The following is an 11,690-nucleotide window of genomic DNA, read 5'->3' as shown; positions in this document are numbered from 1 at the left end:
TAGCCCTTTTTTACTCGTGATTTGGGTATATGAGTTAATGGGTATATGTGTAAATGTGTGAATAAGTGAATGAGTGACTAAAGTTTCATGCGCCCATAAACGCATCTACCCATACACCCGTAAACCCATTAACGCATCTACCCATTTACCATTACAGAACCCAGGATTTGGTCTAAATTTAAAATTATATCCCTTAAAAAATATCCCAGCAAATTAAACATAATGCCTAAAAAAAAGAACCCAACAGCTATTTTAACTGGAAAGCCCACAAATAAGACATTTATTTGTGGCGCTAATCTGGCAACAATTCCAAGAGAGCAACTAACTAAGAGTTCAGCTATCATAACTGGCGCAGCTATCTTTATTGCTACAACAAATATCTGGGAAGAAAAATATACAATGCTGTCAAATACCCTTGGGTTTACAAGAATAGAGCCTGGTGAAACAAGTTCAAAACTCTTTGCAAATCCAGTCAATAGATATAGGTGTCCATTTAATGACAAAAAAAGTAAAAGAGTTATCATATAGGTAAATTGAGAGGTAAGTTCAATAGATGTTCCAGACAATGGATCAACTACATTCATCATGGCAAAACCCATCTGAAACCCAATTATCTGACCTGCGGTTTCTGTTGCAGCAAAAATACATCTGATTATAAGCGATAAGATAAGTCCTAAGATCAGTTCTCCAAAAATCATCAAAGAGATCCCAAATGGATGAGAAGGGAAATAGGATGGATCAAAAGTCAAATTAGGCCAAAGTCCTAGGGTCATAACAATGCAAAGTGATGCCTTTACTAGGTTTGGTAGAGCTCTTCCACCAAAAAAAGGCAATAAAAATACCACAATACTCACTCTCATAAGGGTTAATAAAAAACTTAAAAAGTCTGCGTAATTAAAATTAAAAATATCCATGAGGGGATTGATATTTTTGGGGTTTTTGGCTTCTATTTAATGGACTTTAGTATCTCCAGCAAATTTTATACCTAAAAAATAAAATCTATTAGACTTAAATCAAAAAAATAAGTGATGGTCTAAGACAGTATTGGAGAATAAATTGCCAAAAAAATAATAGGCCAAACACGGGGAGTGATGCGGTAATAAAGGGTTAAGAGAGACTCATAAAGAATCTAAAATTCAAGTTCTCAATTTCCCTCTGTATTCTTCCAGGCTATTTATGTTTAATTTAAGGGCCATACTTTCCAGGTTATCTACTATTTCGAAACAGAGTGCAGGATTGGTAAAGGTTGCAGAGCCAATCTGTACTGCATGGGCCCCAACTAAAATAAATTCAAATACATCTTCAACACTACAAATGCCGCCAACGCCTATAACAGGTATGTCCACAATTTGCAACACCTCATAAACCATTCTAAGTGCAATAGGTTTTATAGCAGGACCAGATAGTCCTCCAATCACGTTAGTGAGTTTAGGTCTTCTCATATAAATATCAACAGCCATTCCTGGAATAGTATTTATCAAAGATATTGCATCTGCACCTGCAAGTTCTACACTCTTTGCTATTTTTTTTATGTCTGATACATTTGGGCTTAATTTTACAATTACAACTTTTGAACCTGCATGTCTTTTGACTGCTTCACATACCTTAGCAGCACTTTTCTCATCCTGCCCAAATTGCATGCCTCCTTGTTTTACATTGGGACAGGAAATGTTCACTTCAAGGGCAGCAATTTCATCCCTCTCTGAAGTTATTTTGCTCAAGATTTCAAATTCCTGAATATCTTCTCCATAAAGATTTACAATTATTGGAGTGGTTTTGTATGGAAGTCTGGGCAATAGATTATTTAAAAAAGCCCTTATTCCTATATTTTCTAATCCAATGGAGTTTAGCATCCCACAGGGTGTCTCAGCTATTCTATCCCCCATATTTCCTTGTCTGGGGTTAATAGACAAACCCTTTACAACAATGCCACCAAGCCTTTTTAAATCTCCAAATCTTTCAAATTCTATCCCATATCCAAAGGTACCCGATGCAGTTAAGATAGGATTTTTTAAAAGTAAATTTCCAATTTTTACAGATAGATCCATTAGTAAAATACCTTTATTTAAATTTTCACCTAGTTAGAAACCTTTGTGCTCAAAGAAGATAGAAAGATCTTCACATCTAAATACAGGACCATGCTTGCAAACCTGAAAATTTTTGTTAAATAGACCAGGTATTGGACCAGGTATTGAACATCCATAACAAACCCCTATTCCACAAGCCATAGGCCTCTCCAACAAAATTTGCAGTTGTGTCTTTTTAGTTACGCAAACCTCATGGACCATATCCAAAAAAGGAAGGGGCCCACAAGCAAAAATCTGTCCATCTGATGAATATCCTTCTATTTTTACTTGAATTGCTTTTTTTAAACGTAAAAGATCTGACTTGGTCCTCTCCCTGATTGTCCATAATAGGATTTTTCTTGAGATATTTTTCAGGGGATAACAAGAGATATCCTTCCTATGACCAAAGATAATTTCAATATTTTCTGGATAGGGGTGTTTTTTTATTAATCCCAAAAAGGGGGCTATTCCCATTCCTCCAGCAAGAATGAGTATAGGCAATGACTCGTCTATTTCAAAGCCATTGCCCAGAGGCCCCCAAACCTTTACCATGTCATCTGGTCTTAACTCAGCGAGCTTTTTAGTTCCTCTCCCAACAACCTGAAAAAATATCTCTAATTTTTCCTCATCTAAGTTAGCTATGGAAAAAGGCCTGGGAAGAAAGGGGTCGTATCCCCAGGATATGGGTCTTACCATTACAAATTGACCAGTTTTATAGGGCCACTTTGGAGAAGAGAGTTTCAAAATAAAAAATTCTTTTCCATCCATTGAAAGCAATTCCAACACCCGGAGATCAACACACTCCATAATATTCATCTATCCTCCGTAAAGAAGTTGAGTTGCAAGGGCTTTACCTTGTGGACCTCCCCCCGCCATCCTTGAGAGTTCTTCAAAAATTTCATCTCCAGTTAAAGTATCACATCTACTGATAGTCTGCGAATTAATGACCTCTTTTTTAACCCTGAAATGTTTTTGGGCTAAACAGGCCAGCTGTGGCCAATGGGTAACAAGTATTACTTGATGCTTTTTTGATAGTTCTTTTAATTTACTTGCCACCTTATTTAAAGTGAGCCCGCCAATACCTGTGTCTATCTCGTCAAATACAAGAGTTGGCAACTCTTCTGTTGTTGTAGTTATTAGGGCAAGAAAAAATCTTGATAACTCTCCGCCTGAAACTGTTTGTTCTATTGGTTGCATTGGTTGACCTGGATTAGGACTCCAGAGGATCCTGGCTTTTTTTTCCTCAACTTGTTCCAATAACTCAACTGAAAAAAAATCAAATTTGATTCCAATATCCTTATGAAAGCCGAGTTCAACTAGTTCTTTTTTTATTCTTCCTTCCAATCTCTGTGAGATATCTGCCCTTAAATTATTAATAGAGTTTATGACCTCTTTTAGCTCTGATATATAGGTTTGTCTAATTTTTTCTAATTTTTTAATCTCAAGTTTTAATTCATCCATTTTAGAAATCTTATTCTCAAGAATCTCCTTTAAGTTTATAATCTCATCTAAAGATTTGTTTAACTTCCTTTTTAATTGTTCTATTTCAAATAAACGTGATTCTATATTTTCCAACTCAGCTACCTGTTCAAATCCAATGGGATAAGATTTTAGTTTAATTTCCAAATCAACTATTGTCTCTTTGGCCTGTTCTAAAGGTTCAATGAAATCATTAAAATCATCATCTAAGTTAGCGATTTCTTTGGTCAATCCAGTTAAAACAATTAATTGGTCTAAAAGGGGGGATGAATCTGAATCTATTAGTTCAAGACATTTGTCTATTTTTTCTCTTAATTTTGCGTTATTTTTAAGATCTTCCCTTTTTTTTAATAACACCTCTTCCTCATTTGGCGCTGGAGAAACCCTTTGAATTTCTTTTAATTGATACTCCAGAAAATCCTTCTGAGAATCTATCTCTGCTATTTGTTGTCGTGTATTAGCAATTTTCTGTTGAATCGCTGCTATTTTTTTAGTCAAAAACTCTTTTTTTTGAATCAAATTTAAAGGTAGATGTTCATCTAAAAGTTTGGTATGATAATCAGATTTAAGCAACTTATGTTGCTCATGCTGAGAAGTGTAAACTATTAGTCTGTTTCTAAGCTCTAGGACCTTGTTTCTTGAACTTAAATTGTCGTTTATATAGAGTCTGCTTCGTGCAGATTGGGGCATGATTTCTCGTCTGATTATAACTTCCTTTTCCTGATTGGAAAAAATAGCCTCCACAAAGGCCCTCTCTTTTCCTTGTCTCACGATTTTCCAGGGCAGGTTTTCCCCCAAAAGAAAGTCCAATGCCTTTAGAATAATAGATTTTCCAGCACCACTTTCTCCTGTAATAACATTGAGACCTGGGGCAAACTCTAATTCTGCGTCTTGTATTAGTGCTAAATTTTTGATTCGCAAAAACTGCAACATCTTTTATTTACTTTTTATGAGTATTTATGAGGGGTCGTTATATACTTTTTTAAAAAAAAGTTCAATTTATTTGTTTGTGGAAAAAGAAAAAAATATTGACATTGGCTAAAATTTTGATAAATATATTTTTTTGTAAAGGGGCCGTAGCTCAGTTGGGAGAGCGCTTGAATGGCATTCAAGAGGTCAGGGGTTCAATTCCCCTCGGCTCCATAAAGAAAAATCAAGGGGTTATGGAAAATTTCCATAACCCCTTTTTTTCGGTCGGTTTTTTTAGAAACTTGTTTTTTTCCTCTTTGGTGGTTTTAAAAATTTTCCGTTCAGCAACTACCACCCAAGTTTGAGCAACTCATCTCCTTTCTCTAGTTTTATCTTGACTTTTTAACCATATTGGTTATTCTTCTTCAAAGAATAATGAGGATGATATGGAAAAAAAGCGACCACATTATAACCTTTCAACAATCCAGCATTTTATAAAAGAGAAAAAGTATTTTATTACTCGTAGTGCATATAGAGAAGCCTTTGCATTAAATTTTGATGAAAATGATATTTAAAAGTAGTGGATAGTTTAACTTACAAAAATTTTTATAAATCCATGACAAGTTATAAAAATCATAAATTATGGCAAGACGTTTATCATTTTAGTTATAAATCAATTAAACTATATATTAAACTTCAATTAACAGATAGAGCAGTTGTTATTTCTTTTAAAAAGAAATAAGGAGTAAATAAAATGAAAGAATGTCCAATTTGTGGCAGTAGTAAAATAAAAAGAGATGTTCGGGATACAATCTTTGAGTATAAAGGGAAAAAAATAACGATAAAACAACCTGGTTTTTATTGTGATGAATGTGGAGAAGCCTTTTATAATAGTGAGGATATAAAATCCACTAAGAAAGAACTTGCTGATTTTAAACGTAAGGTTGATAATCTATTAACATGTAAGGAAATTAGAAAGATAAGGAAAAAACTTGGTCTTACTCAAAAAGACGCCTCTTTGCTTTTTGGTGGGGGGATTAGAGCTTTTTATAAATATGAATCAGGTGAAATCAATCAAACCAAACCAGTTGACTTATTGTTAAGATTGTTGGATAGAGGTAAAATAAAAATTGAAGATCTGTTAGAAATTAGTCAAGAAAAGAGTTTTACAGGCTGAAAATAAAAAAGGGACATCTATGTGGATGTCCCTTTTTTATTTAATTAAAAATCTATTAATTAAAGGCCAACTTCTTTTAAATCATCACCAAGGTACTCCCTTTCATTTTCACCTAGGCAACCCATGGAGAGACAGATTATTGTCCACAAATGAACTGCATGAAATCCGCCTTCATAATATTCACTTAAATCATGAATTTGGGAATGGCAATTATGACATGGGGTAATACAATACTTGGCTCCTGTTTCCAAAATTTGTCTGAGCTTTATTTTTCCAAACTGTCGTCTCTGCTCCTGGAAACCAGTTGCCTGTAAGAAGCCACCACCGCCGCCACAACAAAAATTATTGGATTTGTTTGGATGCATATCAACAAAATTTTCCTCACCAACACATGCTTTCACAACATAACGTAGATCTTCTGCAACCGGGTCTCCAAGAGACTTTCTTACGAGCTGACAGGGATCCTGGACAGTAAATTTTATTTTAAGATCTTTATTCCAATCTGAGGATACTGGAAGTTTACCTTCCCTTATCCACTGGGCGTATAATTGAATAATAGATTTAACTTCAAAATTTCCTTTGATATTGAATTTGCGCATTCCTTCCAGGAATGCATAAAATTCGTGTCCTCACTCAGTGTTGAGCCACACCTTACACCCAAGTTTTTCAACTGCCTCAACCTTATTTCTTACAATCTTTTCCCACGCCTCATCATCTGACAAGAACATACAATAATTCTCAGCGGCCCATCCTTGAGTACTGTATGTCCAATCTGCCCCCACAATATGCAAAATCTTCCACAGGGGAACCATTTCGTCGGGCTCTGTCACAGGTTCTCTTGAATTCTGGTTCAAGAAATAATATGCACCTTGTTTGTCAATTGGAGCTTGCAGATCTTTAAACTTTGGTTGAGTCTCCCTGACTTCTTCTAAAACATCTTCTACAACAAACTTGAAATCTTCTGTTCCGGCACCCATAGCGCTATTTCCAGGCGTCTTTAATGCAAAATCACAGGATCCTCTAATTCCTTTTGGTCTTTCCTCTCTTGGCCATGTTTGTCTAGCATAATAGACCAATCTCGGGATGTCTATATTCATAGGACAGACATGAACACAACGTCTGCACTGGGTACAACACCAAACCCATCCAGATTTCGTTACTTCCTCATCTAATCCAAGGGCAGCCATCCTCAAAAATTTTCTGGGATCCATTCCATCTATTCCAGAAGCTGGACACCCAGAGGAACATGCTCCACAGGTAAGGCAGAGATTTAAATTTCCACCTTCAGGCAAAATTTCCATAACTTTTTGCATAAAGGTGGTCTTTTTCTCTTCTCTGCCTATCTTTAAGGCATTTTGAGACATAGTTTCCTCCTCCTATGAGAAACATAATAAAATTTAACAAAAGCCATTACTTCTAAAATATCCAGCTAAAGCTAAGTGAGATTTGGCTGGATTATCAATAACAAACTTCTTTTTGATAGGTATCTATATAGGGTTACTTAAACTTTGTCAATTGAGAGAGATATTTTTCCAAAGATTGTTTAAAGGTTGACTTCTCTATTAAAGATTGGAGGCTAGAGATGAAAAAAATTAAAGCAAAAGCGAACATTAAAAAAATTTAATAATAAATAACCACCATTTATAAAAAAACATTTTTACTTTGAATTATTTCTATAACGCTTTAAAAATTCCTTGGCCAGCTCCATATATGCTCGGGCACCTCTTGACCTCACATCATATAAAATTACAGGAAGCCCGTGACTTGGGGCCTCCGAAAGCCTGACATTTCTAGGTATTATTGTGTCAAAAACTAACTCGTTAAAATATTTTTTTACTTCCTCTGCTACCTGATGGGATAAATTGTTTCTCTTATCAAACATAGTGAGTACTACACCAAAAATGTTTAGATTTGGATTTAATCTGGTTTTGACAAGGTTATAGGTTCTAAGTAAATGGGCTATGCCTTCTAAAGCATAATATTCACATTGAAGAGGTATTAATAAATTTGATGCAGCACATAATGCATTAACAGTTAAGAGGCCAAGAGATGGCGGACAATCAATAATTATACATTCATAATCCTGTGATATTTCTTTTATTAGATCCCTGACATAAAATTCCCTACCTATCTTATCTACCAGCTCTATTTCTGCACCAATGAGATCCTGGTTTGCCCCTAATAATGAAAGATAAGGAAGTTTTGTATCTGATATCATTGACCGAACTTTATCAGGTGAAAATAATGCTTTATAAATATTTTTCTCAGCATCAACCTCAACCCCCAGGCCGCTGCTGGCATTTCCCTGGGGATCTAAATCTATTAATAAAATTTTTTTTTCCAGAGCTGCCAATGATGCAGCTAGATTTATAGCAGTAGTAGTTTTACCTACTCCTCCCTTTTGATTTGCTATTGCCACCACATTTTTCATGTTAAAAATCCCTAAATGAACGATGGCAATAATTTTTTGCGTCTTCAAGTGCAGATATTAGTCTATATATTTCCTGTAAATCTTCAGATTTTACAGCTCCAATTAATTGATTTGCAAGGTGAGCAAAATCTTCTGCCTCATAAGACCAATCTTCCTGAGCAAAATTCTGCATACGTAATGCAAGTTTTGTAAATTCTTTCACATCTTCTTTTGTCGGTATTTGACCTTCTTCTACATTGTCCATTAATTTTGTAAAATATCGTTCCATTTCCCTTTTTAACTTTTTAAAATCCATGAACTCCTCCAATTGGATGCTTTTAAAAAGTTAGCCCTCTATGTTCTTTAAAGTTTCACCTTAAAGTAGTCAATATACCATTTTATAAATTTCGGTATCCCTTCCTCTATTTTTGTTTTGGGTCTAAAACCAATATCTTTAGTCAAATCTTCTATGTCAGCATAGGTTTTTGGCACATCTCCAGGCTGTAGTTCCATATAATTTTTTTTTGCCTTTTTTCCTAAAGATTTCTCAATTATCTCAATAAATCTTTCAAGACTAACACTTCTATTATTACCAATATTATAGATTTTATAGGGACATATACTGGATGAAGGGTCAGGATTATCAGATGACCACTTTTGATTTGGTTCTGGTATGCGGCCCATTACTTTTATTACTCCCTCAACAATATCGTCTATATAGGTAAAATCCCTTTCCATCTTGCCATAATTGTAAACATCAATAGGTCTATCCTCAATAATAGCCTTGGTAAACTTAAAAAGGGCCATATCTGGTCTACCCCAAGGGCCATATACAGTGAAAAAACGAAGTCCTGTACAAGGTAGTGCGTAAAGATAACTATATGTGTGAGCCATTAACTCATTTGCCTTTTTTGTTGCAGCATATAATGAAATAGGATGATCAACGTTATCTTTAACACTAAAAGGCATTTTTGTATTTAACCCATAAACCGAACTAGATGATGCAAAAACTAAGTGCTCAACACCTGTATGCCTGCAACCTTCTAAAAGGTTAATAAATGCAACGATATTGCTGTCAATATATGAATAGGGATCTTTTAGACTATGTCTAACACCAGCCTGAGCTGCAAGATGAATTACATATCTTATCTTGTTTTTTTTAAAAATGTCCTCTATGCTGTTACGATCTTCAATAGAAATCTTGTAGAAAGAAAAGTTGTTATTATCCAGGAGTAGGTTTAATCTATCCTGTTTAAGTTTAACTGAATAATATGGATTTAAATTATCAATACCTATCACCTTATATCTGCTGGATTCAAGAAGGTTTTTGCATACATGAAAGCCAATAAAACCAGCACATCCAGTTACTAGAACATTATCCATTTTATTTTCCTTTATTTATGTCATTTTAAAATGTTGTAAAAAATTCCATGTTATATTCTTCATCTTTCTATTATCTGGCAACATATCCTCTGGTGAGGGCAGAACCAGTATGGTATATGAATTAAATTTATCAACAAAATAGAGTAAAGAAGATTTTAATGATGGAACCAAAATTTTTTGTGCACCTCTTCCAAATATTAATATATGACTTACATTATAAGTTTTCTTTAAATCTTCCACTTTTGCCCAAAAAATATGGGGAACCTCTTTTACCGTGTTTTTTAATCTTTGTGTAAAAGGGATAAATATATATCCAGACCCCCAGTTTAAATTACGCAAAATATCTTTAAATAACTTTATTCTAGGACCACCATTCTCTGAGAAATGTTCTATGTCCTCATGTAAAGAATAATATGTGATGACAAACTTATAAGGGGGAAAACCATATGTTTTTAAATGGTCTACCTGATAACTTTTTACCTTATCTTTGTTTCTTCGAGAAAGGTATAGAAATTGTAGGCCAGAGTTCAACCAGAGGTAATTTCTAATACTTAACTCTTTAATACTCTGTTCCATATTTCCCAGGCTATGTCAGCTTTAACCATGGTGCCAAGATCTACAGTGTTTCCAACTTTATCAATAATTACTACGCTATTATTGTCACTCTTGAATCCTGAATTTTTGTGATTTATTTGATTTACCACTATAAAGTCAAGATTTTTTCGAGCCATTTTTTCTTTGGCCAATTCAATAAAATTGTTTTCTGTCTCTGCAGCAAAACCTATTAACATCTGGTCTTGTTTCTTTTTTTCTCCCAAGGTCTTTAATATATCTGGATTTTTTTCCACTTCAATCAATAGTTTGTCCTGTGCTTTTTCTTTTTTAAATTTTTGGGTAAATTTGGTTTTAGGCCTAAAATCACAAACTGCTGCACATAGACAGCCAATGTTGTGTTCTGGCCAAAGTTCTACAGCAACATCAAACATATCCTGGGCACTAATTATATCAATTTTTGTAATTTCTGAAGGAAGCCAAACCTCGGTTTCCCCAGAAATACAGGTTACCTCTGCCCCCTTAAGCCATGCAGCAGTTGCTAAAGCTGCCCCCATTTTACCACTAGAAGGGTTGGACCAAAATCGCACCGGGTCAAAAAATTCCCTAGTAGGCCCCAGGGTTATTAAAATCTTATATCCAGCAAAATCTTGTGGAACAAGACTTTTTAAAATCTGAAAATAAATTTCTCTTAGATCTGCAAGTCTGCCTCTGCCGTATTCGCCACAGGCAACTTCACCCACACCCGGCTCTATAATCTTTATTCCATAATTTTTCAATTTTTCTAAATTCTCTCTTGTAGGCTCGGCATTAAACATTCTTGGATTCATAGCAGGGGCAACTAATATTTGTTTATCAAATGCAAGGGCCTGGGTAGAGATTATATCATCTGCAATACCATGGGCTATCTTTGCTATTATATTTGCTGTGGCCGGAACAATTGCAAAGACCTCTGGATCATATCCTGGATATAGGTGAGAATAAAGGGACTCTAATGAAAACATATCATAGGTTATGCACTCAACTCCCAAACCCTTAATAGTAATTGGTGTAATAAATTTTAACGCAGCCTGAGATAGGCTGACACTTACTCTCATTTCTTTTTTTACTAATTCTCTTATTAAATCCAAAGATTTATATGCAGCAATGCTTCCAGTAATTCCTATATGTACACCTTTACCTCTTGGATATGAATATTCTAAATATTTTGGAATCATGGCTTTAACTCTTCTTCAATTATATTAGGAGAACTGTTGCTCAAGCTATTTGTCCTTGGAACTACCCAAATATATATCTCTGTTGTAAAACCTTTATCCTGTATCCTGATCACCAGATCTCTCTTCTCTTTGGAGAATAAAATCATATATTTTCCATACTTGAAAAAACTCCTTAACCTCCATCCCATTTGAGGGAGCTTGGATTCAAAATACTCAAATAGAGATAAGGAATCTACCCTTCCCTTATACACAAGTATCCCAACTTTTTGAGTTGCTGATTCAAAGACAAGGGAATTTTTTGGGTCCAATTTCAACTCTTTAGGGATTGGAATGTCAGGAAAATCATAAGATGTTGATTTTTGATAATCATTAGTATATTTTTTTGTGCTATTGCTTGAGCTAGCTTTAAGATGAGTAAATTTTTTAAACTGGGTGCAACTTATTAATAAAATCGCTAAAAAAAACAATGATATTTTTTTCATCATAACCGTGCCCCT

At 34.6% G+C, this 11,690-nt stretch carries 14 protein-coding genes and 1 tRNA gene; 4 read left to right on the top strand and 11 right to left on the bottom strand.

What is annotated here, in order from left to right; genetic code table 11:
* Positions 1-137: 137 nt before the first annotated feature.
* The 4 genes from fliR to ACYQ1E_RS05260 form a co-directional block, all read right to left on the bottom strand.
* Entirely contained in the window at positions 138-914 is a 777-nt protein-coding gene (gene fliR, locus ACYQ1E_RS05275) for a flagellar biosynthetic protein FliR (RefSeq protein ID WP_459876166.1), read from the bottom strand.
* 222 nt (positions 915-1,136) lie between these two features.
* A complete protein-coding gene (locus ACYQ1E_RS05270) occupies positions 1,137-2,048 on the bottom strand; it encodes a dihydroorotate dehydrogenase (protein ID WP_459876162.1) in 912 nt (303 codons plus the stop codon).
* Between the two features lie 33 nt (positions 2,049-2,081).
* Entirely contained in the window at positions 2,082-2,882 is an 801-nt protein-coding gene (locus ACYQ1E_RS05265; RefSeq protein ID WP_459876159.1) for an iron-sulfur cluster-binding protein, read from the bottom strand.
* Entirely contained in the window at positions 2,883-4,478 is a 1,596-nt protein-coding gene (locus ACYQ1E_RS05260; protein WP_459876156.1) for a DNA repair protein RecN, read from the bottom strand. It abuts the gene before it with no gap.
* 137 nt (positions 4,479-4,615) lie between these two features.
* Here ACYQ1E_RS05260 and ACYQ1E_RS05255 point away from each other — a divergent pair.
* The 4 genes from ACYQ1E_RS05255 (at position 4,616) to ACYQ1E_RS05240 (ending at position 5,631) form a co-directional block, all read left to right on the top strand.
* A tRNA-Ala gene (locus ACYQ1E_RS05255) sits at positions 4,616-4,688 on the top strand.
* 212 nt (positions 4,689-4,900) lie between these two features.
* On the top strand, positions 4,901-5,029 hold the full coding sequence (locus ACYQ1E_RS05250) for a hypothetical protein (RefSeq protein ID WP_459876153.1): 129 nt from the start codon (positions 4,901-4,903) through the stop codon (positions 5,027-5,029).
* 41 nt (positions 5,030-5,070) lie between these two features.
* Positions 5,071-5,196, top strand: coding sequence for a type II toxin-antitoxin system MqsR family toxin (locus ACYQ1E_RS05245; protein WP_459878460.1), 126 nt, complete (start codon positions 5,071-5,073; stop codon positions 5,194-5,196).
* Positions 5,197-5,208: 12 nt separating this feature from the next.
* Positions 5,209-5,631 (top strand): type II toxin-antitoxin system MqsA family antitoxin, encoded by a 423-nt coding sequence (locus ACYQ1E_RS05240; RefSeq protein WP_459876151.1) that lies wholly within the window; start codon positions 5,209-5,211, stop codon positions 5,629-5,631.
* A gap of 59 nt (positions 5,632-5,690) precedes the next feature.
* Here the strand turns inward: ACYQ1E_RS05240 and ACYQ1E_RS05235 are convergent, their stop codons facing one another.
* From ACYQ1E_RS05235 to ACYQ1E_RS05205, 7 genes are all read right to left on the bottom strand, one after another.
* Positions 5,691-6,995 carry a (Fe-S)-binding protein gene (locus ACYQ1E_RS05235; RefSeq protein ID WP_459876148.1) on the bottom strand — a complete coding sequence of 435 codons (1,305 nt, stop codon included), beginning with the start codon at positions 6,993-6,995 and terminating at the stop codon, positions 5,691-5,693.
* A gap of 293 nt (positions 6,996-7,288) precedes the next feature.
* Positions 7,289-8,062 (bottom strand): ParA family protein, encoded by a 774-nt coding sequence (locus tag ACYQ1E_RS05230; protein ID WP_459876145.1) that lies wholly within the window; start codon positions 8,060-8,062, stop codon positions 7,289-7,291.
* A 1-nt stretch (position 8,063) separates the two neighbouring features.
* Positions 8,064-8,357 carry a GAK system XXXCH domain-containing protein gene (locus ACYQ1E_RS05225; RefSeq protein WP_459876142.1) on the bottom strand — a complete coding sequence of 98 codons (294 nt, stop codon included), beginning with the start codon at positions 8,355-8,357 and terminating at the stop codon, positions 8,064-8,066.
* A gap of 47 nt (positions 8,358-8,404) precedes the next feature.
* Positions 8,405-9,424 carry an NAD-dependent epimerase gene (locus tag ACYQ1E_RS05220; RefSeq protein WP_459876139.1) on the bottom strand — a complete coding sequence of 340 codons (1,020 nt, stop codon included), beginning with the start codon at positions 9,422-9,424 and terminating at the stop codon, positions 8,405-8,407.
* Between the two features lie 15 nt (positions 9,425-9,439).
* On the bottom strand, positions 9,440-10,000 hold the full coding sequence (locus tag ACYQ1E_RS05215; RefSeq protein ID WP_459876136.1) for a hypothetical protein: 561 nt from the start codon (positions 9,998-10,000) through the stop codon (positions 9,440-9,442).
* Positions 9,976-11,193, bottom strand: coding sequence for a bifunctional phosphopantothenoylcysteine decarboxylase/phosphopantothenate--cysteine ligase CoaBC (gene coaBC / locus ACYQ1E_RS05210; protein ID WP_459876133.1), 1,218 nt, complete (start codon positions 11,191-11,193; stop codon positions 9,976-9,978). The genes ACYQ1E_RS05215 and coaBC overlap by 25 nt, the downstream gene beginning before the upstream one ends.
* Positions 11,190-11,678, bottom strand: coding sequence for a hypothetical protein (locus ACYQ1E_RS05205; protein WP_459876129.1), 489 nt, complete (start codon positions 11,676-11,678; stop codon positions 11,190-11,192). Before ACYQ1E_RS05205 ends, coaBC begins: the two co-directional genes overlap by 4 nt.
* Positions 11,679-11,690 lie beyond the last annotated feature (12 nt).

The sequence above is a fragment of the Desulfothermus naphthae genome (genome assembly GCF_054657475.1).
Note: the sequence above shows the minus strand (reverse complement) of the source record. Positions and strands in the feature narration are given on the sequence as shown.

What these genes read in the sequence shown, in the direction of transcription:
- ACYQ1E_RS05230 (WP_459876145.1), bottom strand. Translation starts at nt 8,062, where the DNA reads ATGAAAAATGTGGTGGCAATAGCAAATCAAAAGGGAGGAGTAGGTAAA.
- coaBC (WP_459876133.1), bottom strand. Translation starts at nt 11,193, where the DNA reads ATGATTCCAAAATATTTAGAATATTCATATCCAAGAGGTAAAGGTGTA.
- ACYQ1E_RS05220 (WP_459876139.1), bottom strand. Translation starts at nt 9,424, where the DNA reads ATGGATAATGTTCTAGTAACTGGATGTGCTGGTTTTATTGGCTTTCAT.
- ACYQ1E_RS05205 (WP_459876129.1), bottom strand. Translation starts at nt 11,678, where the DNA reads ATGATGAAAAAAATATCATTGTTTTTTTTAGCGATTTTATTAATAAGT.
- ACYQ1E_RS05245 (WP_459878460.1), top strand. Translation starts at nt 5,071, where the DNA reads ATGACAAGTTATAAAAATCATAAATTATGGCAAGACGTTTATCATTTT.
- ACYQ1E_RS05240 (WP_459876151.1), top strand. Translation starts at nt 5,209, where the DNA reads ATGAAAGAATGTCCAATTTGTGGCAGTAGTAAAATAAAAAGAGATGTT.
- ACYQ1E_RS05265 (WP_459876159.1), bottom strand. Translation starts at nt 2,882, where the DNA reads ATGAATATTATGGAGTGTGTTGATCTCCGGGTGTTGGAATTGCTTTCA.
- ACYQ1E_RS05260 (WP_459876156.1), bottom strand. Translation starts at nt 4,478, where the DNA reads ATGTTGCAGTTTTTGCGAATCAAAAATTTAGCACTAATACAAGACGCA.
- ACYQ1E_RS05270 (WP_459876162.1), bottom strand. Translation starts at nt 2,048, where the DNA reads ATGGATCTATCTGTAAAAATTGGAAATTTACTTTTAAAAAATCCTATC.
- ACYQ1E_RS05250 (WP_459876153.1), top strand. Translation starts at nt 4,901, where the DNA reads ATGGAAAAAAAGCGACCACATTATAACCTTTCAACAATCCAGCATTTT.
- ACYQ1E_RS05215 (WP_459876136.1), bottom strand. Translation starts at nt 10,000, where the DNA reads ATGGAACAGAGTATTAAAGAGTTAAGTATTAGAAATTACCTCTGGTTG.
- fliR (WP_459876166.1), bottom strand. Translation starts at nt 914, where the DNA reads ATGGATATTTTTAATTTTAATTACGCAGACTTTTTAAGTTTTTTATTA.
- ACYQ1E_RS05225 (WP_459876142.1), bottom strand. Translation starts at nt 8,357, where the DNA reads ATGGATTTTAAAAAGTTAAAAAGGGAAATGGAACGATATTTTACAAAA.